Raw genomic sequence first — 24,184 nt, 5'->3', positions numbered from 1 at the left:
AGGCTCGCCCCGGAGGTACGCCATGAGCTTCCAGATCGCACTGAATTTCGAAGACGGGGTCACCCGTTTCATCCAGGCCGACGGCCACGAGACCGTCGCCGATGCCGCCTACCGCCAAGGCATCAACATCCCGCTGGACTGCCGCGACGGTGCCTGTGGCACCTGCAAGTGCCAGGCCGAGGCCGGGCGCTATGACTTGGGCGACAATTTCATCGAAGACGCCCTGAACGAGGACGAGATAGCCCAAGGTTACGTCCTGACCTGCCAGATGCGTGCGTTGAGCGAATGCGTGATCCGCGTTCCGGCGTCCTCGCAGTTGTGCAAGACCGAGCAGGCCAGCTTCGAGGCCACCATCAGCGATGTGCGGCAGTTGTCCGAAAGCACCATTGCCTTGTCGATCAAGGGCGAGGCGTTGAACCGTCTGGCGTTCCTGCCGGGGCAGTACGTCAACCTCAAGGTGCCGGGCAGCGAACAGACCCGCGCCTACTCGTTCAGTTCGCTGCAAAAGGACGGCGAGGTCAGCTTCCTGATCCGCAATGTGCCGGGTGGCCTGATGAGCAGTTTCCTGACCAGCCTGGCCAAGGCGGGCGACCAGATGACCCTGGCCGGCCCTCTGGGCAGCTTTTACCTGCGCCCGATCCAGCGGCCCCTGTTGTTGCTGGCCGGTGGCACCGGCCTGGCACCGTTCACGGCGATGCTGGAGAAGATCGCCGAGCAGGGCAGCGAGTACCCGCTGCACCTGATCTACGGGGTCACCAACGACTTTGACCTGGTCGAGCTGGACCGCCTGCAGGCCCTGGCCGCGCGGATTCCCAACTTCACCTTCAGCGCCTGTGTGGCCAACCCCGACAGTCAGTACCCGCAAAAGGGTTACGTGACCCAGCACATCGAGCCACGCCACCTCAATGACGGCGACGTGGACGTGTACCTGTGCGGGCCGCCACCGATGGTCGAGGCGGTCAGCCACTACATCCGCGAGCAAGGCATCACGCCGGCGAACTTCTACTACGAGAAGTTTGCTGCGGCGGCGGCCTGAGGTTTCACGGGGCTGCCCGCATCGTGCGGGTGAGGGCGGCCCCTTTTTATTTCGCCCGCGAACGCTCTGGCAGCGGCGCATCGGAGAAATGCAGATGAACAACAGATTCCAAGGCAAGGTCGCGCTGGTCACAGGCGCCGCCCAAGGCATCGGCCGCGGCGTGTGCTGGCGGCTCAAGGCCGAGGGCGCCCAGGTGGTTGCGGTGGACCGCTCCGAGCTGGTCCACGAGCTGGCCGGGGAGGGCGTGCTGACCCTCATCGCCGACCTGGAGCAGCACGCCGACTGTGCCCAGGTGATGGCCCAGGCCGTGGCGACCTTCGGCCGTCTCGACATCCTGATCAACAACGTCGGCGGGACCATCTGGGCCAAGCCGTTCGAGCACTACGCGGTCGAGCAGATCGAGGCCGAAGTGCGTCGCTCGCTGTTCCCGACCCTGTGGTGCTGCCATGCGGCGCTGCCATACATGCTCGAGCGCGGCAGCGGCGCCATCGTCAACGTCTCTTCCATCGCTACCCGTGGCGTCAACCGCGTGCCCTATGGCGCGGCCAAAGGCGGCGTCAATGCGCTGACCGCCTGCCTGGCTTTCGAAACCGCTGGCCGTGGAGTACGCGTCAATGCCACCGCACCGGGCGGCACCGAGGCGCCACCGCGGCGCATCCCGCGCAACAGCACTGAGCAGAGTGAGCAGGAAAAGGCCTGGTACCAGCAGATCGTCGACCAGACCGTCGCCAGCAGCCTGATGAAGCGCTACGGAACCATCGACGAGCAGGTCGGCGCGATCCTGTTCCTGGCCTCCGACGAGGCCTCCTACATCACCGGCGTCACGTTGCCGGTCGGTGGTGGCGATCTCGGCTGAGATCGGCTGCGGCAAGGTTTTCTTCACACAACAAAAACAACAGAGATAGATGCCATGCGAACCCTCGACGTCCAAGCGATCATCGACAACGCACGCTTCACGCCCTTTCACTGGATGGTCATGGCCTGGTGCGGCCTGCTGCTGATCTTCGACGGCTATGACCTGTTCATCTACGGTGTGGTCCTGCCAGTCATCATGAAAGAGTGGGGCCTGACCCCGTTGCAGGCCGGTGCCCTGGGCAGCTATGCGCTGTTCGGCATGATGTTCGGCGCCCTGGCGTTCGGCAGCCTGGCCGACCGCATCGGCCGCAAGAAGGGCATTGCCCTGTGCTTTGCGCTGTTTTCCGGGGCGACCATCCTCAATGGCTTTGCCAGCAGCCCTGGCGAATTCGGTATTTACCGCTTTATCGCTGGGCTCGGTTGCGGCGGGCTGATGCCCAACGCCGTGGCGCTGATGAACGAATACGCGCCCAAGCGCCTGCGCAGCACCCTGGTGGCGATCATGTTCAGCGGGTACTCCCTGGGCGGCATGCTCTCGGCAGGCGTCGGCATCTACTTGCTGCCGCGCTTTGGCTGGGAGTCGATGTTCTTTGCCGCGGCGCTGCCGCTGCTGCTGTTGCCGGTGATCCTCTACTACCTGCCGGAGTCCATCGGCTTTCTGGTACGCCAGGGCCGCGTGAAGGACGCACGTGCGCTGCTCAAGCGTCTGGATCCTGACTGCGACGTGCAGGCGGACGACGTGCTGCAGGTCGTGGAGCGCAAGGCCAAGGGCGCTTCGGTGGCGGCGTTGTTCCGCGAGGGCCTGGCGGTGCGCACCCTGGCGCTGTGGCTGGCGTTCTTTTGCTGTCTGCTGATGGTGTATGCGCTGAGCTCCTGGCTGCCGAAGCTGATGGCCAATGCCGGCTACAGCCTGGGCTCGAGCCTGTCGTTCCTGCTGGCGCTGAACTTTGGTGGCATGGCCGGGGCGATCTTCGGTGGTTGGCTGGGGGACCGTTACAACCTGGTCAAGGTGAAGGTGGCGTTCTTCCTGGCTGCGGCCTTGTCCATCAGCCTGCTGGGCGTGAACAGCCCGATGCCGGTGCTCTACGGGCTGATCTTCATCGCCGGTGCCACCACCATCGGCACGCAGATCCTGCTGTATGCCGGCGCCGCCCAGTTGTATGGCCTGTCGGTGCGCTCCACGGGGCTGGGCTGGGCGTCGGGCATCGGCCGTAACGGCGCCATTGTCGGCCCGCTGCTGGGCGGTGCGCTGATGGGCATCAACCTGCCGCTGCAATTGAACTTCATCGCTTTTGCCATCCCTGGTGCCATTGCCGCGCTGGCCATGGCCGTGCACCTGGCCAGCAGCCGGCGCCACGGCCTGGCCGCGCCTGCCCAGGCCTGACCGTTCACTGACGCAACTGGAGGCCTTGCATGACAAGCCCGACTATCGACCGGCTGGAGGCGATCATCGTCGACCTGCCGACCATCCGCCCGCACAAGCTGGCGATGCACACGATGCAGCAGCAGACCCTGGTGATCCTGCGCCTGCGCTGCAGCGACGGCGTGGAGGGCATCGGCGAGGCCACCACCATCGGCGGGCTGGCCTACGGCTACGAAAGCCCCGAAGGCATCAAGGCCAACATCGACGCGCACCTGGCACCGGCGTTGATCGGCCTGCCGGCAGACAACATCAACGCCGCCATGCTCAAGCTCGACAAGCTCGCCAAGGGCAACACCTTTGCCAAATCCGGTATCGAGAGCGCGCTGCTCGACGCCCAGGGAAAACGCCTGGGGCTGCCGGTCAGCGAATTGCTCGGCGGGCGGGTGCGCGACAGCCTGGAAGTGGCCTGGACCCTGGCCAGCGGCGACACCGCACGCGACATCGCCGAGGCCGAGCACATGCTCGAGGTGCGTCGCCACCGGGTGTTCAAGCTCAAGATCGGCGCCAACCCGGTGGAGCAGGACCTCAAGCACGTGGTGGCGATCAAGCGTGCGCTGGGCGAGCGGGCCAGCGTGCGGGTCGACGTCAACCAGTACTGGGACGAGTCCCAGGCCATCCGCGCCTGCCAGGTGCTGGGCGACAACGGCATCGATCTGATCGAGCAGCCGATCTCGCGCATCAACCGCGCCGGCCAGGTCCGCCTGAACCAGCGCAGCCCGGCGCCGATCATGGCCGATGAATCGATCGAGAGCGTCGAGGATGCGTTCAGCCTGGCCGCCGACGGGGCCGCCAGCATTTTCGCCCTGAAGATCGCCAAGAACGGTGGCCCACGTGCCGTGCTGCGTACCGCGCAGATCGCCGAAGCCGCCGGCATCGCCCTGTACGGCGGAACCATGCTCGAAGGCTCGATCGGCACCCTGGCCTCGGCCCACGCGTTCCTCACTCTGCGCCAGATCACCTGGGGCACCGAGCTGTTCGGGCCGTTGCTGCTGACCGAGGAGATCGTCACCCAGGCGCCGGAGTACCGCGACTTCCAGTTGCACGTGCCGCGCACTCCGGGCCTGGGCCTGACCCTGGACGAAGCCCGTCTGGCGCGCTTCGCCCGCCGCTGAAGGAACACACAACCTGTGGGAGCGGCTTCAGCCGCGTAGCAGACAACGCGGTGGATGGCACCGGCTGTGCCGGTGTTCGCGGCTAAAGCCGCGCCCACAACGACTTAACCAGACTCAAGGAGAATCCCATGCTGTTCCACGTGAAGATGACCGTGAAGCTGCCGGTCGACATGGACCCGGCCAAGGCCGCGCAACTCAAGGCCGATGAACGGGAACTGGCCCAGCGCCTGCAGCGCGAAGGCACCTGGCGCCACCTGTGGCGTATCGCCGGCCACTACGCCAACTACAGCGTGTTCGACGTGCCCAGCGTCGAGGCCCTGCACGACACCCTGATGCAACTGCCGCTGTTCCCCTACATGGAGATCGAGGTCGACGGCTTGTGCCGCCACCCCTCGTCGATCCACAGCGACGACCGCTGATTCGAACCCTTGCACAAGAACAAGATGAGGTACGCACCATGACCGTGAAGATTTCCCACACTGCCGATATCCAGAAGTTCTTCGAAGAGGCGGCCGGCTTCGGTAACGACGACGGCAGCCCGCGCATCAAGCGCATCATCCAGCGCGTGCTGCAGGATACCGCCCGCCTGATCGAGGACCTGGAGATCACCGAGGACGAGTTCTGGCTCGCCGTCGACTACCTCAACCGCCTGGGCGGGCGAGGCGAGGCCGGGCTGCTGGTGGCAGGCCTGGGTCTTGAGCATTTCCTCGACCTGCTGCAGGACGCCAAGGACGCCCAGGTCGGATTGACCGGTGGCACCCCACGCACCATCGAAGGCCCGCTGTATGTCGCCGGTGCGCCTATTGCTGAAGGCGAAGTGCGCATGGACGACGGTAGCGAGGAGGGCGTGGCCACGGTGATGTTCCTCGAAGGCCAGGTGCTCGACCCGAACGGCCAGCCGGTGGCCGGCGCCACAGTCGATCTGTGGCATGCCAACACCCGCGGTACCTACTCGTTCTTCGACCAGAGCCAGTCGCAGTACAACCTGCGCCGACGCATCGTCACCGACGCCCAGGGCCGCTACCGCGCACGCAGCATCGTGCCTTCGGGCTACGGCTGCGACCCGCAGGGGCCGACCCAGGAATGCCTGGACTTGCTCGGCCGCCACGGCCAGCGCCCGGCGCACATCCACTTCTTCATTTCTGCGCCGGGTCATCGCCACCTGACCACCCAGATCAACCTGGCCGGCGACCAGTACCTGTGGGACGACTTCGCCTACGCCACCCGTGATGGGCTGGTTGGCGAGATCAAGTTCCGCGAGGACGGCGCACGGGGTGTGGAGGGGCGGTATGCCGAGCTCACGTTCGACTTCCAACTGCAGAAGGCCGTGGACAGCGAGGCCGAGCAGCGCAGCGGACGGCCGCGGGCGTTGCAGCAGGGCTGATACACCGAGGTGTCCTCTTCGCGGGTAAACCCGCTCCCACAGGCACGGTGTTGCGGTGGGAGCGGGTTTAGCCACGAAGAAAGCACCGCGGAGCCAGCGCCAGCCTGCGATGAAGGCAACACAAAACAAGTGCCAGCCACCAAGGCCGGCCAGTGCTTGCGAGAGGTCCCATGAAAGACCTGTTCAAAGATTGCTCCGTGTCGGCCATCGTCGCCGGCATGATCGCGACGATGATTTCCTATGCCGGGCCACTGGTGATCATCTTTCATGCCGCCGAGGCAGCCGGCTTGCCCCACGCTGTGCTGTCCTCGTGGGTCTGGGCGGTGTCCATGGGCAGCGCGGTGCTGGGGGCGTTGCTGAGCCTGCGCTATCGGGTGCCGGTGGTGATCGCCTGGTCGATCCCGGGCTCGGCGCTGCTGGTCACCGCCTTGCCGCAGCTGGGTCTGGAGCAGGCCATTGGCGCCTATCTGGTGGCGAACCTGGTGTTGCTGGTGATCGGCATCAGCGGCGCCTTCGACCGCATCATCGCTCGCCTGCCGGGCTCCATTGCCGCTGGCATGCAGGCCGGGATTCTGTTCAGTTTCGGTGCCGAGGTGTTCCGCGCGTTGCCGGTACAGCCAACGTTGGTGCTGGCGATGTTCGCCACCTACGTGCTGATGCGCGCGCGCCAGCCGCGCTATGCGGTGGCGATGGTGCTGCTGGTCGGCGCGCTTGTCACGCTGCTCAGCGGGCAGTTTCGCAGTGATGCGTTGGTGCTGGAGCTGGCCTCGCCACGCTTGATCGCACCGCAGTTCAGTGTTGCAGCCCTGTTCAGCCTGGCGCTGCCCATGGTGCTGGTGGCCCTGAGCGGGCAGTTCATGCCGGGCATGGCGGTGCTGCGCAATGCCGGTTACAGCGTGCCGGCCAGCCCCCTGATCAGCGCCAGCGCCGTAGGGGGGGCGTTGCTCGCGCCTTTTGGCTGCCATGGACTGAACCTTGCGGCGGTCACCGCGAGCCTGTGCACCGGGCGCGAAGCCCATGAGGACCCACGCAGGCGCTATGTGGCGGCAGTATCCGGCAGCGTGCTGTACCTACTGCTGGGTATCGCCGGCGCTACCTTGATGTCGCTGTTCGCGGCGTTTCCCGCCGCGCTCATTGCCGCGCTGGCAGGCCTGGCCCTGTACGGCGCGATCAGTGAGGCCCTGGCCAGGAGCCTGTCCGAACCGGCCGAACGCGACGCGGGGTTGTTCACCTTCCTGGTGACCGCCTCCGGTGTGTCCTTCCTCGGGTTGTCGGCGCCGTTCTGGGGCCTGTTGTTCGGTCTTGCCGCCCACGCCTTGCCACGCCTGCGTCGCCCCCGTGTTCAAGCGGCCTTGCGCCGCGCCCGCTGAAGAGGAGAGGTATCACTCAAGACCCACGCGTTCCCAGCGCTTTACCCATAAAAACAAGATCAAAGAGAGCTTCGGAATGAACCACACCCCTTGTGTCGCCCTGGGCATCACCTTGCTCAGCCAACCCCTGCTGGCCGCGGAAAACGGCTTTTTCGAGGATGCCAAGGCCAGCCTGAGCGCCCGCAACTATTACTTCAGCCGCGACTATTCGGATATCGTCGGGGCCAATCAGCAATCGAAGGCCCAGGAGTGGGCCCAGGGTTTCATCCTCGACTTCAAGTCGGGCTACACCCCCGGCACGGTGGGGTTCGGCCTGGACGCCCTGGGCTTGTTGGGCATCAAGCTCGACAGCAGCCCTGACCGGGTCAATACCGGGTTGTTGCCGGTTCACAGCGATGGCCGCGCCGCGGACGAATACAGCCGCCTGGCGCCGACCTTCAAGGCGCGTCTGTCCAAGACCGAACTGAGGTTCGGCGAACTTCAGCCCAACCTGCCAGTGCTGACGTTCAGCGACATTCGCCTACTGCCGCCGACCTACCAAGGTGTGAGCCTCAGTTCCGGCGAACTGGCCGGCCTGACCCTGCAGGCCGGGCACCTCACCTCCAGCCACCTGCGCAACGAGGCCGGTGACGACAAGATGACCGCCATGCTCGGGCATGTGCCCATGCGCCAGGCACAAAGCGACGCCTTCAACTATGTCGGTGGCGACTATGCCTTCAACGACAACCAAAGCAGCGCCAGCCTCTGGTACGGCCAACTGCAGGACATCTACGAACAGGGCTTCATCGGCCTCAAGCACAGCAAGCCGCTCGGCGACTGGGTGCTCAGCGCCAACCTGGGCTACTTCACCGCCCGCGAGGACGGTGATGCGCTGCTGGGCAACATCGACAACCAGGCGTTCTTTTCGTTGTTCACCGCCCGGCAGGGTGGGCACAGCTTCCATGTCGGCTATCAGGGGATCTATGGCGACAGCCCGTTCCCTCGGGTATTCGCCAACATCTCGCCGCTGGGCAATGAAGTGCCGACATACGAGTTCGCCTACACCGACGAGCGTTCCTACCAGGTGCGTTACGACTACAACTTCGCTGCGATGGGCGTCCCTGGGCTGACGGCCACGGTGCGCTACATCACCGGCAATAATGTGGACACCGGCCAAGGCTTCGAGGGCAAGGACCGCGAGCGCGACCTCGATCTGGGTTATGCGGTGCAGGGCGGGCTGTTCAAAGGGTTGGGGATTCGCGTGCGCAATGCCATGGCACGCTCCAACTACCGTAGTGACATCGATGAGAACCGCTTGATTCTGGTGTACACCTGGCAACTGCTGTAAGCCTGTTTAAGCCTGTACGAAGCACGCCCCAGGCGGCGCCTGAGATAGGCTGTGCAGCCGCCCCTTGGCGAGCCCGGTGAATGAGGGTAGGTTCCTGAAAAACACCGATCAGGGACTTTCACCTTGGACTCACTGACCCAAGCTGTCCTCGGCGCCGCCCTCCAAGGCGCGGTGCTGGGGCGTATCCAGGGGCGTCGTTCGCTGTTGTACGGCGCGGCCCTGGGCACCTTGCCGGACCTCGACGTGCTGATCCGCTATGCCGACCCGGTGTCGCAGATGACCTACCATCGGGGTTTCTCTCACTCCCTCTTCGTCCTCACCGCCCTGGCGGCGGTACTGGCCTGGCTGGTCAGCGCGGTCGCCCGAAGGCGCTGGCCCGACAAAGGCTACCGCCTAACGCGCCTGTTCCTGGCGTTCTGGCTGGTGTTGGTGACCCACCCGATACTCGATGCCTTCACGGTTTACGGCACCCAGCTGTTCTGGCCCCTGAGCCTGACTCCGAAGAGTTGGGCGGCGGTGTTCATCATCGACCCGGTGTACACCTTGCCCTTGCTAGGCGCTGTGCTGTACGCGGCGTTCAAAGGCATGACTGGCAAGGCCGTCACCGTGCTGGGCGTGGCCTTGGCGTTCAGCACCGCTTACCTGGGCTATGGGCTGGCCGGGCGCATGGCGGCCGAACAGCGTTTTGCGCTCGCCCTCGATCAGCAGGGCATTGCCGTGACCCACGTGCGCGCCGTGCCCATCGCCTTCAACAGCCTGGTCTGGCGGGTATTGGCCAAAACCCCGGATGGCCAGTACTACGAAGGCATCAGCAGCGCCTTTGACAAGGAACCGCCGGAAATGCAGCGCCAGTCGCTGAACCTGGAGGCCGCCCAGGTGCTGCGTGGCATGCCGCTGCACGAGCGCCTGCGTTGGTTCACCGATGATTGGCTGCGCTACGACAGGGTGGGCAATGCCTTGGTGGTGACCGACCTGCGCATGGGCATCCCAGGCAACTACACCTTCCGCTTCCAGATGGCCAGCCGGGATGGCGCCGGACGCTGGAATGCGGTGACGCCGACCCTGTGGTTGGGCGATGGCGTGGGCTCGATGCTCAACGGCGCGGACTTGGCGCTGATCTGGCGGCGTATCGTCCAGCAGCAGCCTCCGCTGCCGCTGGCGGCCTGGACCGAGAAGTACCTGGGCCAAAGCGAGGCAGGGCGTTGAGTTTGCAATCGCCCGAGGCTGAGTGATTGCAATCGGGGTGCCGCGAGCCTCCCAAGGTTCATGGGCGAGCCAGGCGCCCGGTGACGAAATGCGCCACATCGTTGAACCCGGGCGTCGAGGCATGGCCCGGGGTGACCAGCGAATCGATGAAAGCTTCGTCCTCGGCGGTGATCTTCACCTCCAGCGCACCGGCATAGGTGTCCCACTGCGCCTCGGTGCGCGGCCCGACGATCGCCGAACTGACCAACTGGTTGTTCAGCACCCAGGCGATGGCGAACTCGACGATGCCCACCCCTTTGGCCTGGGCGTAGGCGTGGATTCTCTGAGCGATGGCCAGCGATTCCTGGCGCCATTCTACTTCCATGATGCGTTTGTCCTGGCGCGCGGCGCGGCTGCCGGCCGCAGGCTCGGCCCCCGGCGCGTATTTGCCGCTGAGCACGCCTCGGGCCAGCGGGCTGAACGGCACCACGCCCAGGCCATGGTAGGCGGCGGCGGTCAGTTGCTCGGGCTCGGCCTGGCGATTGACGATGTTGTACAAAGGCTGGCTCACCACCGGCTTGGCCACACCCAGGCGTTCGGCCAGGTTGCACAGCTCGGCGATGCGCCAGCCACGGAAGTTGGACACGCCCCAATAGCGGATCTTGCCTTGTTGCAGCAGGTCGCCCATGGCCCGCACGGTCTCATCCAGCGGCACCTTGTGGTCTTCGCGGTGCAGGTAGTAGATGTCCAGGTAGTCCAGGTCCATGCGCGTGAGCGAGGCCTCGATGGCATTGAACAGGTGCTTGCGCGACAGCCCGCTGCGGTTGGGCAAGCCTTCTGCCGGGCCGAAACCGGCCTTGGAGGCGACGATCCAGTCCTGGCGATGGCGGGCCACGGCCTCGCCGACGATTTCTTCGGAGCGCCCGGCGTTGTAGACGTCAGCGGTATCGATGAAGTTGACGCCCTGGTCCCACGCCTTGTCGATGATGCGCAGCGAGTCCTCGGTGCTGGTCTGTTCGCCGAACATCATGCTGCCGAGGGTGAGGGCGGAAACCTGAAGGCCACTGTGGCCGAGGGGGCGGTAGATCATGCGCGGCGCCTTGTGTCGAGGAGTGTAGGGCTGTTTTACACACATCCACCTGCCATTGAAAGGATCCGGCTGGCCAGGGGGCACGCGCAGGCTCAGCCCGGCCAGGCATCGATCAGTTCCCGCGCCTCGCGGCTGGTCAAGGGGCGTTTCATCCGTTGCGACAGAACCGCCATGGCGCGGGCGTAGCCTTTGGCGATGACGGCCTCGACCTGGTCGTCGATGCACTGCAGGGCAATGAAGTCGCCTTTCTCCGGTTCGCCCACATACTTGATGCGGTTCCAGTGCTGTCCATGACCGAGCACTTCATAGGTGCGCCCGTGCTGGTAGGTCCAGAAGAACGGCACGTCGTCGTAACGGCGCTGCTCGCCGAGCATGTTGGCCGCGGCGATCACGCCGTGCTGTTCGGCCAGGCGCCAGTGCTCGATGCGCACGGGGCGGCCGGCCAAGGGGAAGGTGACGATGTCGCCGGCGGCCCAGAGCCCTTCGGCGGCGTGCAGCTCGGCGTCCACCGGCAAGGACTGGTCGTCTGCCAGCTCCAGACCCTGCACGAAACCGGTGGCTGGTCTGACGCCCACGCCCAGCAGCACTAGCACGGTGTCCAGGCGCTCGCCATTGGCCAGCACCACGGTCTGGACGTGGTCGGTGCCTTCGAAGCGTTCGACCTCCGTCGGCCCATGGAACACCACGCCCTTGCGCTCGTGCAGCTCGCGCAGGGTGCGGCCGATACGTTCGCCGAGCTGCCTGGCCAGGGGGATTTCATGGCGGCTGACCACATGCACCTGCGCGCCGTACTTGCGCAGGGCCGAAGCCGCCTCCAGGCCGATAAAGCCGTCGCCGACGATGACCACCGGCTGGCCCGGTTCGGCGGCATCGAGCAGGCGTGCGGCGTCGTCCCGGGAGCGCAACAAGCAGATGCCAGGCAACTGGACGCCGGGAAGGTCCGGGCGTTTGGGTTTGCCCCCGGTGGCCACCAGGGCCGCGTCGTAATCCAGGCGCTTGCCGTCGGCCAGCAGGATCTGGCGCTTGGCGACATCCAGCGCCCGCACCTTGGCGTGCCAGCGCTCCAGATAGCCCTGGCGCAGGGCGTCAGGCTCGAGCAGGGCGGGGACTTCGTCGGGGGCCATCTGCCCGGCGATGACGAATTTGCTCAAGGACGTGCGGTCGTAGGCGGGGTGCTGTTCCTGGTCGATCCACACCAGACGGCCGCCGAAACCATGGCTGAGCAGGGTTGCCACCGCCGCGCTGCCGGCCGCACCCGCGCCGATCACCGCAAAGCAGCGGGCGTCGCTGTGCCGGGGAGGGTTGGCCCTGGGCAGCGGCTGGTCGTCGACCAGGACCTCGCCGTTTTTCACCTGCACGGGATAACGCCGCAGGTCGGCCAGGGCCGGCGGCTCGCAGACCGCGCCTTCGTCCACGGCGAACGCCGCCTTGTGCCAAGGGCACACCAGCAACCCACCACACAGGGCACCTTCGTCCAGCGGCGCGCCTTCATGGGGACAATGGGCCTGGTAGGCATGCACCAAGTCGCGCTGACGGATCAGGATCACTTCCTCGCTGCCAGCCTGGACGCGCAAAGGCGTGTGGTCGTCGAGCTGTTCGAGGCGGGCCACGCTGTGCTGGGTCATGGGGCGTCTCCGTAGAACCGTTCAGGTTCATTTGACGCCTTCGCCGAGCGGGGGATGCAACAGACCGACGATCGGGGGCGCTGAAGCGCCCCCGAACAGCTTCAGTTGGCGCGGGCAGCGCTCAGCACGCCGGCTCGGGTCGCACGCAGGGCCACGAGGCTGCCGAACACGATCAGCGCGGCCAGCGAATAGAGCGCAGCGTCGGTGGAGCCTGTCTGGTCCTTGATGAAGCCGACCAGGTAGGGGCTCAGGAAACCGGCCATCTGGCCCACCGAGTTGATGATCGCAAGGCCCGCTACTGCAGCGCTGGCACTGAGCAGGGCGGTCGGCATCGGCCAGAACATCGGCAGCCCGGTCAGCGCACCCATGGTGGCAATCGACAGGCCTAGGATGGCGATGGTGGGGTTCTGGGCGAAGTTCACCGCGATCAGCAGGCCGAGCGCACCCATCAGCATCGGCACCACAAGGTGCCAGCGCCGCTCGTTGCGCAGGTCCGCCGAGCGGCCGACGACAATCATGAACACACCGGCCAGCAGGTAGGGGATGGCGCTCAGCCAGCCGATCAGCAGCGGGTTGTCGAAGCCCAGGTTCTTGATGATCGAGGGCAGCCAGAAGTTGATGGCGTACACGCCGCTCTGGATGCAGAAGTAGACAAAGCCGAAGGTCCAGATCAGCGGATTGGTCAGCACGGCCAGCACACCGTCACCCTGGGTGGTGGGCTTGCCAGCGGCATCGGCCTTGAGGTCGGCCTCGATCACCTGGCGCTCGACCGGGCTCATCCAGGCGGCTTTCTGGTAACCGTCGCTGAGCAGCAGCACGGCGAGGATGCCCAGCACCACGGTAGGCACGCCCTGGATCAGGAACATCCACTGCCAGCCGGCCAGGCCGTGCTGGCCTGCGGCGAAGTGATCGAGGATCCAGCCGGAGAACGGCCCGCCCAGCAGCCCCGAGACCGGGATCGCCGACATGAACAGCGCCATGATTCGGCCGCGGCGGTCCGCCGGGAACCAGCGCGAAAGGTACAGCACCACGCCGGGGAAGAAGCCGGCCTCAGCGGCGCCGGTAAGCAGGCGCAGGGCGTAGAACTCCGTGGGCGTGGTGACGAACAGCAGGCAGGTCGAGAGCGTGCCCCAGGCGATCATCATCAGCGCAATCCAGCGCCGCGGCCCGAAGCGGTTGAGCGCCAGGTTGCTGGGCAGGCCGCACAGCACGTAGCCGATGAAGAAGATCCCAGCACCCAGGCCGTAGACGGTCTCGCTGAACTTCAGGGCGTCGAGCATCTGCAGCTTGGCGAAGCCGACGTTGACGCGGTCCAGGTAGTTGAACAGGTAGCAGATGAAAATGAAGGGAATCAGCCGCACGGTGATACGCCGGTACAGCGCATCGCGGGTGATGTCTTTGCCTTGGTCAGGGGCGGGGCTGTGTGCCATGATCGGGTTCTCTTTTTTATGGTTGTCGCGGCGTCGCCGGTTTCGACGCTCGCCACGACGAGTCTCGGTGAGCGCGGCGCGGCTGTCTTTGTGCTTTTGCACAGCCGCTGGCACGGCCTGCTGTGCCGGCGACCAAAGCCTACCACCGCAAGGACCCTTGAATGTTCGAACTGGACCACGACCTGGCGCAGGACATCGTCGACCGGGCGATGGCTATCCTGCCGTGCAACGTCAACGTCATGGACAGCCAGGGTTTGATCCTGGGCAGTGGCGAACCGGAGCGCATCAACACCCGTCATGAAGGCGCGCAACTGGTTCTGGCCAACGGGCGGATCGTCGAGCTGGATGGCGAGGCCGCCAAGTGCCTCAAGGGCGTGCAGCCCGGGGTGAACCTGCCGCTGATGCTCGATGACCGCCTGATCGGGGTGCTGGGGCTGACGGGCGATCCGCAACAGCTGCGTACCTATGGCGAGTTGGTGCGCATGACCGCCGAGATGCTCCTGGCCCAGCGTCATCTGCAGGTGGAGCAACAGTGGCGGCGTCAGCGCTGCGACGACCTGCTGGCCTTGTTGCTCGGTGGCAGCAGTGACTCCCCACGCCTGCTCGATGAAGCCCAGCAGTTGGGCCTCAAGCCTCAGTTGCCTCGGGTGCCGTGCCTGTTCGAACTCGAACCTGGCCCGAGCGCGGAGACGTTGTCCGGCTGGTTGATGAGTCGCTTTCCCGACAGTTGGTGCGTCAGCCCGGCCCGGCATTCGTTGTTGTGGTGCCGGCCTGCAGGCGTCGCGCTGGATGAACAGCGCCTGGTCGAACGACTTCATCGCCATGGCTGGCAGGTCCAGCGCCTGGCCATGGGCAATGCGGCGCAGAGCCTGGAGCAACTGCGCCGTGGTTATCGGCGGGTGCGCGACCTGCTCGCCTACGGGCGCGAGGTCCTGCCTCAGGAGCGGCTGCTGAGTCTATCGCGCTACCGCTTGCCTGCCTTGCTCTGGCGCCATCGCAACGATGACGCGCTGGACGAACTGCTCGAGCCCTTGCAGCGCATCCGCGCCAAGGACGCCAGCGGGCAATTGCTTGCGACCTTGCGCGCCTGGTGTGCCCACGACGGCCAGAGCCAGGCCTGCGCCGATGCCCTGGGGATCCATCGCAACAGCCTGAGGTATCGCCTGGAGCGGATCGCCGAGGTGAGCGAGGTCGATCCGTTGCGCCTTGACGGGATGCTCAGTCTGTACCTGGGTTTGCAACTGCTGCCAGCGCAGTGACCGCCTCGCGGAAAAAAGGCATTCGCCCAAACAACACCTCAGTGCTTTTGTGCATTCGACAGAGGCCCCGCTGCGCCACAACTGGCAGCATGCGGGGTATCTGGACAGGAGAATCCCCATGAAAGTCGTCATCGCCCCCGATTCGTTCAAGGACAGCCTCGACGCTGCCGGTGTGGCCCGTGCCATCGGTGCGGGCCTGGCCGAAGTGTGGCCGGACGCCGAACGGGTCGAATGCCCCATGGCCGATGGGGGCGAGGGGACCATGGACGCGATCCTGGCCGCCAGCCATGGCGAGTTGCGTCGCCAAGTGGTACGTGGGCCGCTCGGCCAGAGCGTCGAGGCCGGCTGGGGCTGGCTGGCCGAGAGCCGCACGGCGATCATCGAGATGGCCCAGGCCAGTGGCTTACAACAGGTGCCGACCGACCAGCGTGATGCGTGCCGCAGCAGCACCTGGGGCACCGGTGAGCTGATCGCCGCCGCGTTGGCCGCCGGTGCTACGCGCATCGTCCTGGCCATTGGCGGCAGCGCCACCAACGATGGCGGCAGCGGCATGCTGCGAGCCCTGGGCCTGCGTCTGCTGGATGCCGACGGCCAGGCATTGGAGGAGGGTGGGCTGGCCTTGGGCCGATTGGCCCATATCGATGCCAGCGATCTGGCCCCCCGCCTGGCGGAGGTTCAGGTGGAAGTGGCGGCCGATGTCGACAACCCCCTGTGCGGCCCCAATGGCGCCTCGGCGATCTTTGGCCCGCAGAAGGGCGCAAGCCCCGAGCAGGTGCAGGCACTGGACCAGGCCCTGGGGCATTTTGCCGACCTGTGTGCGCAATTGCTGGGTGACGATGTGCGTGAGTTTCCCGGGTGTGGCGCGGCAGGCGGCATGGGCTTTGCGGCCAAGGCCTTCATGGGCGCGCAGTTCCGCCCAGGGGTTGAAGTGGTGGCAGAACTGGCAGGGCTCGATGCATTGGTACAGGGGGCGGATCTGGTGATCACCGGGGAAGGGCGCTTCGATGCCCAGACCTTGCGCGGCAAGACGCCGATGGGTGTTGCCCGGGTGGCCAAGCGTCATGGTGTGCCGGTGGTGGTGCTGGCCGGGACTTTGGGCGAGGGCTACCAGCAGTTGTATGCCCATGGCATCGATGCGGCCTTCGCCTTGGCCAGCGGGCCGATGAGCCTGGAACAGGCGTGCGCCCAGGCAGCGCAGTTGTTGCAAGCGCGGGCCACCGACGTCGCCCGGTTGTGGCAGGTGGCGCGGGGCTGAGCGCGATTCGCGGCGATGGGTTGCCTGGACGCAGGTGCCGCCGTCAGAGACTGCAACAGGCGCTCTCCCGGGCGCCGTTGAAGGGCGGGTATTCCAGCAGTTGCGCCGGTGAAAGAGGCCGGCTGAAGTGGTAGCCCTGGGCGCTGTCGCATCCGGCGAGTTTCAGGCACACCACCTGTTCGCGCGTCTCCACGCCTTCGGCGATCACCTCCAGGCCCAGGCGTTTGGCCAGGATGATGGTAGAGGAGACGATCGGGCTGTCGTCATGGCTATTGCACAACGGCGCGATCAAGGCGCGGTCGATCTTGAGCTTGGTCAGTGGCAGCGCATGCAGGTGGGCAAAGCCGGCATAGCCCCGACCAAAGTCATCCAGGCTGACGCCCAGGCCTGCCTGGCGCAGGCGGTGCAGGTGTTCCAGCGCGGTGCCTTCGGGGTCGAGCACGGTGGTTTCGGTAATTTCCAGCTCCAGCCGGTGTGCGTCGATGGCATGCTCGCGCAGCGCAGCCAGCAAGCGCTCGCTGAAGTCCATCTGGCGCAGTTGCAGGGCCGAGACATTGACCGCCAGGCGCACATCACGCCCTTGGGCTTGCCAGCGGGCGAGTGCTTCGCAGGCAAGGCGCAGCACCTCCCAGCCCAGCTCTACGATGAAACCACTGCGCTCGGCCATGGCGATGAAGCGATCAGGGTAAAGCAAGCCGAACTCAGGGTGGTTCCAGCGCACCAGCGCTTCGTAGCCCTGCACCTTCAGGGTATCGAGACGAATCTGGGGTTGGTAATGGAGCAGGAACTGGCGTTCGGCCAGAGCGATGCCGAAGGCCTGCTCGAGGGTGAAGGCCTGGATGTCGGAGAGGTTCAAGGACGGGTCGAAGAAGCGGTACTGGGCACGCCCGGCCTGCTTGGCCGAGTACATCGCAGCGTCGGCGCAGCGGATCAGCGTGTCGATGTCCTGACCATCGCGCGGGCAGATGCTCACCCCGATACTGGGGCTGGTGTTGACCTCCTGGCCGTCCAGGGCATAGGTGGCCGAGAGCTTCGCGACCAGCTCGCGCACCCAGGTGTCGATCTGCTCCTCGTCGCGCTCGCCGGTCAGCAGCACCACGAACTCGTCCCCACCAAAGCGCGAGGCCTCGTCGCCCGGTTCGAGCAGGCGCTGGATGCGCCCGGCCACGGCTTGTAGCAACAGGTCGCCGATCTTGTGGCCGAGGGAGTCGTTGATCGATTTGAAGCGGTCCATGTCGATGAACAGGATCGCCATCAGCCGGCGCTTGCCCCGCTGTCGGGCCAGGGCCTGGGTCGCCACTTCGACGAGCTGGCGGCGATTGTGCAAACCGCTCAGGTGGTCGGTAGCCGCCGCGTGGCTGCTGCGCCGATGCTCATCTTCCAGGCGGCCGATCAGTTGCTGGTTGACCTGTTGGGCGTGCTCCAGGGCGCTGAAGGCCTCCTGGCGCTTGCCCAGCAGGCGCAGGCTCCAGGCGAGGCTGGCGAGAATCATCAGGGTCATGCTCAGGTTCAGCCAGAACTGGCGGGCGTAGGTCAGTGCCGAAGGGGCAAGGATCTCATCGTGCTGCTGGCTCACCACCACGCTGAACCCCCGGTTGGCCACGCGCCGGTACAGGCTCTGGTAGGCGCCCTCGACGCTGTACTGCGTGAGCAGGCCGGCCTCGTCACCCGTTTCGGGCAGATTCGGCATCAATCGGTCGCCGGTGATCACCACGCCGCTGGAGTCGATGCGCAGGCGCTCCTGGCCATCGTCCTGGAGCAGACGCATCAGCCCGGTGCGGCCCAGGTCGATGTGCTGGAGCAGGACAGCGAGATAGCCGACATCCAGTTGCACCACCAGGAGGCTGTCGATCTCCCGTCCGCGTACATCGGTCAGCGGCAGAATGAACGGCAGTTGCCAGGTGAGCCCGGACGTTGGGGTGTCGGCAGGGGCGAGGTGGGGCATGAAGGGTTTGAAGCCGTCGTGGGAAACTCGCACCTTGAGCTGGTCAAGCCAATCCTGGGGCAGTGCCTGGGGTTCGTCGGCGTGGCTGGAGGCGAGCAGCCGGCCCTGGCGGTCATACAGGCTCATGCGCTTGAACGCCGGGTCTTCGGCCAGGATCCGCGCCAGGCTCAGATTGCCCTGGCGCAGGGTCTTCATGTCGTTCTGGGTCACCCGGCCCACCGCTTGGGCGCGGTCCACCAATTGGCGCAGGTTCTGCGTGACGATACTGGCCAGGTTCATGTGCTCGGCGGCCTTGGCCGACAGCGCATCCTGGCGCGAGGTGGCCTTCTGGGTAATGTGCAGCCCCCACAGGAAGGCGAGGGTGATGGCGCAGAGCGTCAATATCAGCAGGGGGAGCAACCCTGCGGACGATAAAAAACGGCGAATCACTGCTGATGGTCCCGACCCTGGGTAGTGCCCGGAAAATACGACAGAAAGATGACAACTGGATGACTGGTGGCACATAGCCTTTACTGACCGGCGCACCGCAAGTCGCGTCCTGTGATGGCCTTTACTTGCCTGGACTAGACTGCCCGATTGACCCCACAAGCCTGTTGGAGGACGCCATGACAGCACCGAACGATGACAAACGCCCCACACCTGACCCGGCCGAGGACAATGCGTTTTTCCCCTCGCCCTATTCGCTGAGTCAGTTCACTTCGCCCAAATCCGACCTCAGTGGCGCCGACTACCCCAGGCCTTACAAGGGAGGCCGCTGGAAAGTGCTGATGATCGGCGCCGACGAGCGCTACTTGCTCACCGACAACGGCACGATGTTCTCCACCGGCAACCACCCGGTAGAAACCCTGCTGCCCATGTACCACCTGGACAAAGCCGGGTTTGCCTTCGATGTGGCGACGCTGTCTGGCAACCCGGTGAAGTTCGAGTTCTGGGCGATGCCTTCGGAGGATGCCGAGGTCAAGGGCCTGTACGCCCGCTACCGCGATGCCTTCAAGCAACCGCTCAAGCTCGCGGATGTCATCGAGCGTGCGTTGGGCCCTGACTCGGACTACATCGGTGTGTTCATCCCCGGTGGTCATGGCGCGCTGATTGGCCTGCCCGAAAGCAAAGAGGTGAAACAGCTGCTTCTCTGGGCGGCCAAGCACGACAAGTTCGTCATCTCCCTGTGCCATGGCCCGGCGGCGCTGCTCGCCGCAGGTCTCGGCGAGACACGCGATAGCTGCATCTACAACGGCTATCGCATCTGCGCCTTCCCGGACGATCTGGATGCCAAGACCCCGGACATCGGCTACATGCCCGGGCACCTGACCTGGAAGTTCGGCGAGCAGCTCAAGGCCCTGGGCGTGGACATCATCAACCAGGACATTTCCGGCGCCACCTTGCAGGACCGCAAGCTGCTCACCGGCGACAGCCCGTTGGCCGGCAACGCACTGGGCAAGCTGGCGGCCGCCGCGCTGCTCAAGGAAGTCGGTGCCGGGTGAGTCCCTGTGGTGTCAGGCGTCGACGGTCAGCACCACCTTGCCCATGTGCTGGCCGCTTTCCATCAAGGCGTGGGCCTGGGCCGCATCGCCCAGGGCGAAGGTGCGGAAGATCAATGGCTTGACCGCGCCACTGCGCACATGGGGCCAGACGTGTCGTTGCAGGTCGGTGATGATCTGCGCCTTGTCGTCGGCGCTTCGTGAACGCAAGGTGGAGCCTGTGTGGGGCAGGCGCTTGACCAGCATCGCGAATAGGTCAACCTGCGGTGCCGGGCCCTTGATGACGCCGATCTGCACGATCCGCCCGTTCATGGCCGCGGCCTGGAAGTTACGCGCTACGTACTCGCCGGCAATAATGTCGACGATCACGTCCACGCCCTGGCCATCGGTATGGCGCAGGACTTGCTCGACGAAGTCCTGGCGGTTGTAGTCGATCGCAACATCGGCGCCCAGGGCCTGGCTGGCCGCTTGCTGTTCGGGATTAGCGACGGTGGTGAAGATACGCGAGGCGCCGAGGGCCTTGGCCAGCATCGTCGCGGTGGTGCCGATGCCGGATACGCCCCCGTGGATCAGCAACGACTCGCCGGCCTTGAACCCGCCACGCTGGAACAGGTTGACCCAGACGGTCATGAACGTCTCGGGCAGGGCCGCGGCTTCGACCATCGTCAGGCCCTCGGGCAGGTGCAGGGTGGTACGCTCGTCGGCCACGGCGTATTCGGCGTAGCCGCCACCGGTCACCAGGGCGATCACCGGATCACCGACGGCGAAGCCTCGGACCTCGCTGCCGAGGGCGACCACTTCGCCCGCGATCTCCAAGCCTGGGATGTCCGAAGCACCGGCGGGAGGGTCGTACAGGCCCTTGCGCTGGAGCAAGTCCGGGCCATTGACGCCTGCGGCGCGGACCTTGATCAGGACCTCGCGTGCAGCAGGCTCGGGAATCGCCCTGTGAGTGAGTTGGAGGACATCGGGGCCACCTGGCTGGGTGATCTCGATGGCGGTCATGCTGGAAACGTTGTTCATGGGTACTGTGCCCTTGTGAGGTGAAGGTTGGCCGCGTTGGCGACTTGCACCCAAGGGTACGGAACTCGCGGGCCCCGGGCGCGCGGCGATTTCGCGGCGCCCTGTTGCACAAGTGCTGTGAGGAAAGACCATCGATGAATTGGGATGACGCAAGGATCCTGCTGGCCCTGGGCCGCGAACAGACATTGCGCCGCGCCGCGCGCGTGCTGCGGGTCGACCAGGCGACTGTAGGGCGACGCATCGCCGCGTTGGAGGCCGACCTGGGGTCGACCCTGTTCCTGCGAACGCCCGCGGGTTATCAACTGACCGCCATTGGCGAGGAGGCGTTTGCGCTCGCACAGAAAGTGGAAAGCGCGGCGCTTGAGCTCACCCGGCGCATACGCGGCGTGGACAATGAAGGCGCCGGGGAGGTGCGGATCGCCACCACCGATTCCCTGGCCTGCGATTTCGTGATGCCAGCCCTGCGCCAGTTGCACCTGGCCCATCCTGAGATCCGTGTGGTGCTGCATGGCTCCTCGGACTTGGTCAACCTGTCGCAACGCGAGACCGATATCGCCATCCGCAACCAGCGTCCGGACAACCCGGACCTGATCCTGCGCAAGCTGGCGAGCTGGCCGATGGGCCTGTACGCCAGCACCGATTACTTGGCCCGCCAAGGCGAACCGGTGCCGGGCAGTGGTTTCGAAGGGCACGACTTGGTGATGTATGAGCCGTACTGGCGTGATCGGACGGTGCCGACGCTGGTCGATGAGGTGATCGACCAGGGGCGGGTGGTGGCGGCGGTGAACTCCAACATGATGGTGCGCCGCGCCATCGCCGAAGGCTTAGGAATCGGCGAGATTCCCATCGCCTTGGGCGAGCGTGACGGCCTGGCGCGTGTTTGGCCGTCACGCGAGCGCAGCGCGCCTTACGAGGTGTGGATGGTCACCCACAAGGACTTGCGCCACACGGCCCGGGTTCGCCTGGTCATCGACCAGTTGGTCCGGGCCTTCGAGGGCTGAGTGTCAGTCCTTGAGCAGGGCGCGCAAGGCGGCCTTGGCTTCGGGGGTTTGCAGGCGTTCGACGAACAGCTGGCTTTCACGCTCGACTGTCGCCTCAAGTTCGGCGCGATGGGCCTCTTTGATCAGGCGCTTGCTGATGAGCAAGGACTCGCGAGGCATCGCTTGCAGGCGCCGGGCAAGCTTCTGCGCCGCCGCCAGGCATTGCTCGCCGTCTTCGTGCAGTTCGTTGGCCAAGCCCCAGTCCACGGCCTGCTCGCCGGTCAGCAGTTCGTTGGCCAGCAGCAGGCGAGCGGCGCGGGCATGGCCGAGCAGGCGAGGCAACAGCAGGCTGGAGCCGAATTCCGGGCACACGCCCAGCGGCGCGAAAGGCATGCGCAGCTTGGCCGAGCGGCTGACCAGCACTTGGTCGCAGTGCAGCAGCAGGGTGCTGCCGATGCCGATGGCCGTGCCGTTGACGGCGGCGATCAGCGGTTTTTTCACAGCCATGACCACGCGCATCAAGTGAAACACCGGGCTGTCCCGGTCACGTGGCGGGTTATCGAGAAAGTCGCGCAGGTCGTTACCGGCGCTGAAGCATTGCGGGCCGCCGGTGAGCAGGATGACGTCCACCTGCGGGTCTTCGTCAGCCGCCAGCAGCCGCTCGGCGAGCTGCTCGTACATGGCGATGTTCAGGGCGTTGAGCTTGTCCAGGCGGTTGAAGGTCAGGGTCAACAGGCCGTGGTCCAGCTCGCGTGTGATCAGGTCGTTCATGGCAGCCGCTTTTGTTGTTGGAATCGGGTCTTGGCGCGAGGGCGCTGTGAGGGTTTATCACGGTGCTTGGCTTGTTGTACAGTCGTTCAGCCAGACTAGTCCCGTTGTGGGAGCCCCAGTCGCCCTGGCGCACAGAGAATAAAAGTCGCCGCTGCCAAAGGCGCGTGCCAACTCGATAACGCTGTTTTTCTCCAGGAGCACCGATGAGTCAGGAAGCCCGCTACAACCGCATGCTGCCGGAACTGCGCAAGGCCAATCTGGTGGAGGCGACCTTGGTGTGCCTGAAACGGCATGGCTTCCAGGGCGCGTCGATCCGCAAGATCTCGGCCGAGGCAGGGGTGTCGGTGGGGCTGATCAGCCACCACTACTCGGGCAAGGACGAACTGGTGGCCGATGCCTACATGGCGGTCACCGGGCGGGTCATGGGCCTGTTGCGCGAGGCCATGGCCAAGGCCGCGCCCAATGCCCGTGAGCGGCTGTCGGCGTTCTTTCGCGCATCGTTCGGGTCGGACGTACTGGACCCCAAGCTGCTCGACGCGTGGCTTGCATTCTGGGGGGCGGTGAAGACCGCCGAGGCGATCAACCAGGTGCACGACCATTCCTACGGTGAATACCGCAACGAACTGAGCAAGCTGCTGGCGTCACTGGCCACGGAGGAGGGCTGGGAAGGCTTCGATGCGGACCTTGCGGCCATCAGCCTCAGTGCACTGCTCGACGGGCTGTGGCTGGAATCCGGGCTCAACCCGGGGACGTTCTCGCCGGAACAGGGGGTGTTGATCTGCGAGGCCTGGGTCGATGGTCTCCAGGCGGGTGGTCGACGTCGCTTCAGTGTCAGTGGGGGCTGTTGATCGGCTGTTCAGTAACGAGTACGCTGCGGGCGCGGGTTCGATGAACAACACCTATAAAAAAGAGACAACACGCAATGACGCCTCGGGTACTGATCGTCGATGACGATCCGATTATTCGCGACTTGCTGCACGCCTACCTGTCCCAGGAAGGCTACGACGTCCACTGTGCCGACACCGCCGAACAGGCCGATGCCTTCCTCGCCAGCCAGGATGTCGATCTGGTGCTGCTCGACATTCGCCTGCCGGGCAAGGACGGTCTGACGCTCACCCGCGAACTGCGGGTGCGCTCGGAGGTCGGCATCATCCTGATCACCGGTCGCAACGACGACATCGACCGTATCGTCGGCCTGGAATGCGGCGCCGACGACTATGTGATCAAACCCCTCAACCCACGCGAGCTGGTCTCGCGCGCCAAGAACCTCATCCGCCGCGTGCGCCACGCCCGTGTCGCCAAGCCTGCGCCGGCCTGCGTGCAGTCGCTCAAGCAGTTTGCCGATTGGGCGCTCGATACCGATCGTCGCCGCCTGATCGACCCGTGCGGCGCCGAAACCCTGCTCACGCACGGCGAGTTCCAGCTGCTCAGTGTGTTCCTGCGCAACAGCGGCCACACCCTGACCCGCGACCAATTGATGGACCAGATCCGCAATCGCGAGTGGGTGCCCAACGACCGCTCCATCGACGTGCTTGTCGGGCGTCTGCGGCGCAAGTTGCATGACGATCCGGCCGAGCCGCAACTGATCATCACCATTCACGGCACCGGCTACCTGTTCACCGCCAGCGTGGCGGCCTGA

General features: G+C 65.5%; 21 protein-coding genes. 15 read left to right on the top strand and 6 right to left on the bottom strand.

Features of this window, described 5'->3' with window-relative positions:
• Positions 1-22: 22 nt before the first annotated feature.
• The 9 genes from benC (at position 23) to ABOA88_RS01905 (ending at position 9,713) form a co-directional block, all read left to right on the top strand.
• On the top strand, positions 23-1,036 hold the full coding sequence (benC, locus tag ABOA88_RS01945) for a benzoate 1,2-dioxygenase electron transfer component BenC (RefSeq protein WP_196168452.1): 1,014 nt from the start codon (positions 23-25) through the stop codon (positions 1,034-1,036).
• A gap of 94 nt (positions 1,037-1,130) precedes the next feature.
• The gene (locus ABOA88_RS01940; protein WP_070573767.1) at positions 1,131-1,892 is read left to right on the top strand and encodes a 1,6-dihydroxycyclohexa-2,4-diene-1-carboxylate dehydrogenase; all 762 of its coding nucleotides are present in this window, start codon (positions 1,131-1,133) and stop codon (positions 1,890-1,892) included.
• A 54-nt stretch (positions 1,893-1,946) separates the two neighbouring features.
• On the top strand, positions 1,947-3,275 hold the full coding sequence (locus tag ABOA88_RS01935; protein ID WP_367850891.1) for an MFS transporter: 1,329 nt from the start codon (positions 1,947-1,949) through the stop codon (positions 3,273-3,275).
• A 29-nt stretch (positions 3,276-3,304) separates the two neighbouring features.
• Complete coding sequence (locus ABOA88_RS01930) at positions 3,305-4,426, top strand: muconate cycloisomerase family protein (protein WP_367850890.1); 1,122 nt, start codon at positions 3,305-3,307, stop codon at positions 4,424-4,426.
• Positions 4,427-4,554: 128 nt separating this feature from the next.
• The gene (gene catC / locus ABOA88_RS01925) at positions 4,555-4,845 is read left to right on the top strand and encodes a muconolactone Delta-isomerase (RefSeq protein ID WP_196168449.1); all 291 of its coding nucleotides are present in this window, start codon (positions 4,555-4,557) and stop codon (positions 4,843-4,845) included.
• 38 nt (positions 4,846-4,883) lie between these two features.
• Positions 4,884-5,810 (top strand): catechol 1,2-dioxygenase, encoded by a 927-nt coding sequence (gene catA, locus ABOA88_RS01920; RefSeq protein ID WP_367850889.1) that lies wholly within the window; start codon positions 4,884-4,886, stop codon positions 5,808-5,810.
• A 170-nt stretch (positions 5,811-5,980) separates the two neighbouring features.
• The gene (locus tag ABOA88_RS01915; RefSeq protein WP_367850888.1) at positions 5,981-7,180 is read left to right on the top strand and encodes a benzoate/H(+) symporter BenE family transporter; all 1,200 of its coding nucleotides are present in this window, start codon (positions 5,981-5,983) and stop codon (positions 7,178-7,180) included.
• A 76-nt stretch (positions 7,181-7,256) separates the two neighbouring features.
• Positions 7,257-8,507, top strand: coding sequence for an OprD family porin (locus tag ABOA88_RS01910; RefSeq protein ID WP_367850887.1), 1,251 nt, complete (start codon positions 7,257-7,259; stop codon positions 8,505-8,507).
• A 123-nt stretch (positions 8,508-8,630) separates the two neighbouring features.
• On the top strand, positions 8,631-9,713 hold the full coding sequence (locus ABOA88_RS01905) for a metal-dependent hydrolase (protein ID WP_367850886.1): 1,083 nt from the start codon (positions 8,631-8,633) through the stop codon (positions 9,711-9,713).
• A 58-nt stretch (positions 9,714-9,771) separates the two neighbouring features.
• Here ABOA88_RS01905 and ABOA88_RS01900 read toward each other — a convergent pair whose 3' ends face one another.
• The 3 genes from ABOA88_RS01900 to ABOA88_RS01890 all read right to left on the bottom strand — a co-directional run bounded on the left by ABOA88_RS01900 (position 9,772) and on the right by ABOA88_RS01890 (position 13,837).
• A complete protein-coding gene (locus ABOA88_RS01900; RefSeq protein ID WP_367850885.1) occupies positions 9,772-10,782 on the bottom strand; it encodes an aldo/keto reductase in 1,011 nt (336 codons plus the stop codon).
• Positions 10,783-10,874: 92 nt separating this feature from the next.
• Positions 10,875-12,407 (bottom strand): FAD-dependent oxidoreductase, encoded by a 1,533-nt coding sequence (locus ABOA88_RS01895; RefSeq protein WP_367850884.1) that lies wholly within the window; start codon positions 12,405-12,407, stop codon positions 10,875-10,877.
• Between the two features lie 101 nt (positions 12,408-12,508).
• Positions 12,509-13,837 (bottom strand): MFS transporter, encoded by a 1,329-nt coding sequence (locus ABOA88_RS01890; RefSeq protein ID WP_367850883.1) that lies wholly within the window; start codon positions 13,835-13,837, stop codon positions 12,509-12,511.
• Between the two features lie 161 nt (positions 13,838-13,998).
• On the opposite strand from ABOA88_RS01890, the gene ABOA88_RS01885 reads away from it, so the two are divergent.
• Both ABOA88_RS01885 and ABOA88_RS01880 read left to right on the top strand, forming a co-directional pair.
• Positions 13,999-15,096, top strand: a complete 1,098-nt coding sequence (locus ABOA88_RS01885) for a sugar diacid recognition domain-containing protein (protein ID WP_196168441.1) — start codon at positions 13,999-14,001, stop codon at positions 15,094-15,096.
• A gap of 118 nt (positions 15,097-15,214) precedes the next feature.
• Positions 15,215-16,351 (top strand): glycerate kinase, encoded by a 1,137-nt coding sequence (locus ABOA88_RS01880; RefSeq protein ID WP_367850882.1) that lies wholly within the window; start codon positions 15,215-15,217, stop codon positions 16,349-16,351.
• Positions 16,352-16,394: 43 nt separating this feature from the next.
• Here ABOA88_RS01880 and ABOA88_RS01875 read toward each other — a convergent pair whose 3' ends face one another.
• Positions 16,395-18,725 carry a bifunctional diguanylate cyclase/phosphodiesterase gene (locus tag ABOA88_RS01875; protein WP_367850881.1) on the bottom strand — a complete coding sequence of 777 codons (2,331 nt, stop codon included), beginning with the start codon at positions 18,723-18,725 and terminating at the stop codon, positions 16,395-16,397.
• Positions 18,726-18,901: 176 nt separating this feature from the next.
• Here ABOA88_RS01875 and hchA point away from each other — a divergent pair, with 176 nt between their 5' ends.
• Positions 18,902-19,777 (top strand): glyoxalase III HchA, encoded by an 876-nt coding sequence (gene hchA / locus ABOA88_RS01870; protein WP_196168438.1) that lies wholly within the window; start codon positions 18,902-18,904, stop codon positions 19,775-19,777.
• 12 nt (positions 19,778-19,789) lie between these two features.
• On the opposite strand, the gene ABOA88_RS01865 is transcribed toward hchA, so the two are convergent.
• The gene (locus ABOA88_RS01865) at positions 19,790-20,776 is read right to left on the bottom strand and encodes an NAD(P)H-quinone oxidoreductase (protein WP_437437076.1); all 987 of its coding nucleotides are present in this window, start codon (positions 20,774-20,776) and stop codon (positions 19,790-19,792) included.
• Between the two features lie 152 nt (positions 20,777-20,928).
• Here ABOA88_RS01865 and ABOA88_RS01860 point away from each other — a divergent pair, with 152 nt between their 5' ends.
• A complete protein-coding gene (locus ABOA88_RS01860) occupies positions 20,929-21,795 on the top strand; it encodes a LysR family transcriptional regulator (RefSeq protein ID WP_367850879.1) in 867 nt (288 codons plus the stop codon).
• Positions 21,796-21,798: 3 nt separating this feature from the next.
• Here the strand turns inward: ABOA88_RS01860 and ABOA88_RS01855 are convergent, their stop codons facing one another.
• Positions 21,799-22,545, bottom strand: a complete 747-nt coding sequence (locus ABOA88_RS01855) for an enoyl-CoA hydratase (protein ID WP_367850878.1) — start codon at positions 22,543-22,545, stop codon at positions 21,799-21,801.
• Between the two features lie 203 nt (positions 22,546-22,748).
• Here ABOA88_RS01855 and ABOA88_RS01850 point away from each other — a divergent pair, with 203 nt between their 5' ends.
• Both ABOA88_RS01850 and ABOA88_RS01845 read left to right on the top strand, forming a co-directional pair.
• Positions 22,749-23,393, top strand: a complete 645-nt coding sequence (locus ABOA88_RS01850; RefSeq protein ID WP_090342747.1) for a TetR family transcriptional regulator C-terminal domain-containing protein — start codon at positions 22,749-22,751, stop codon at positions 23,391-23,393.
• Positions 23,394-23,467: 74 nt separating this feature from the next.
• Positions 23,468-24,184, top strand: a complete 717-nt coding sequence (locus ABOA88_RS01845; RefSeq protein ID WP_367850877.1) for a response regulator — start codon at positions 23,468-23,470, stop codon at positions 24,182-24,184.

Origin of the sequence: Pseudomonas sp. PKS, from assembly GCF_051913525.1 — a bacterium.
GTDB lineage: Bacteria > Pseudomonadota > Gammaproteobacteria > Pseudomonadales > Pseudomonadaceae > Aquipseudomonas > Aquipseudomonas guariconensis_D.
Note: the sequence above shows the minus strand (reverse complement) of the source record. Positions and strands in the feature narration are given on the sequence as shown.

Excerpts from the sequence above, each read along its gene's own strand:
- benC (WP_196168452.1), top strand. The coding sequence starts at position 23 with ATGAGCTTCCAGATCGCACTGAATTTCGAAGACGGGGTCACCCGTTTC.
- ABOA88_RS01940 (WP_070573767.1), top strand. The coding sequence starts at position 1,131 with ATGAACAACAGATTCCAAGGCAAGGTCGCGCTGGTCACAGGCGCCGCC.
- ABOA88_RS01935 (WP_367850891.1), top strand. The coding sequence starts at position 1,947 with ATGCGAACCCTCGACGTCCAAGCGATCATCGACAACGCACGCTTCACG.
- ABOA88_RS01930 (WP_367850890.1), top strand. The coding sequence starts at position 3,305 with ATGACAAGCCCGACTATCGACCGGCTGGAGGCGATCATCGTCGACCTG.
- catC (WP_196168449.1), top strand. The coding sequence starts at position 4,555 with ATGCTGTTCCACGTGAAGATGACCGTGAAGCTGCCGGTCGACATGGAC.
- catA (WP_367850889.1), top strand. The coding sequence starts at position 4,884 with ATGACCGTGAAGATTTCCCACACTGCCGATATCCAGAAGTTCTTCGAA.
- ABOA88_RS01915 (WP_367850888.1), top strand. The coding sequence starts at position 5,981 with ATGAAAGACCTGTTCAAAGATTGCTCCGTGTCGGCCATCGTCGCCGGC.
- ABOA88_RS01910 (WP_367850887.1), top strand. The coding sequence starts at position 7,257 with ATGAACCACACCCCTTGTGTCGCCCTGGGCATCACCTTGCTCAGCCAA.
- ABOA88_RS01900 (WP_367850885.1), bottom strand. The coding sequence starts at position 10,782 with ATGATCTACCGCCCCCTCGGCCACAGTGGCCTTCAGGTTTCCGCCCTC.
- ABOA88_RS01895 (WP_367850884.1), bottom strand. The coding sequence starts at position 12,407 with ATGACCCAGCACAGCGTGGCCCGCCTCGAACAGCTCGACGACCACACG.
- ABOA88_RS01890 (WP_367850883.1), bottom strand. The coding sequence starts at position 13,837 with ATGGCACACAGCCCCGCCCCTGACCAAGGCAAAGACATCACCCGCGAT.
- ABOA88_RS01885 (WP_196168441.1), top strand. The coding sequence starts at position 13,999 with ATGTTCGAACTGGACCACGACCTGGCGCAGGACATCGTCGACCGGGCG.
- ABOA88_RS01880 (WP_367850882.1), top strand. The coding sequence starts at position 15,215 with ATGAAAGTCGTCATCGCCCCCGATTCGTTCAAGGACAGCCTCGACGCT.
- hchA (WP_196168438.1), top strand. The coding sequence starts at position 18,902 with ATGACAGCACCGAACGATGACAAACGCCCCACACCTGACCCGGCCGAG.
- ABOA88_RS01865 (WP_437437076.1), bottom strand. The coding sequence starts at position 20,776 with ATGACCGCCATCGAGATCACCCAGCCAGGTGGCCCCGATGTCCTCCAA.
- ABOA88_RS01860 (WP_367850879.1), top strand. The coding sequence starts at position 20,929 with ATGAATTGGGATGACGCAAGGATCCTGCTGGCCCTGGGCCGCGAACAG.
- ABOA88_RS01855 (WP_367850878.1), bottom strand. The coding sequence starts at position 22,545 with ATGAACGACCTGATCACACGCGAGCTGGACCACGGCCTGTTGACCCTG.
- ABOA88_RS01850 (WP_090342747.1), top strand. The coding sequence starts at position 22,749 with ATGAGTCAGGAAGCCCGCTACAACCGCATGCTGCCGGAACTGCGCAAG.
- ABOA88_RS01845 (WP_367850877.1), top strand. The coding sequence starts at position 23,468 with ATGACGCCTCGGGTACTGATCGTCGATGACGATCCGATTATTCGCGAC.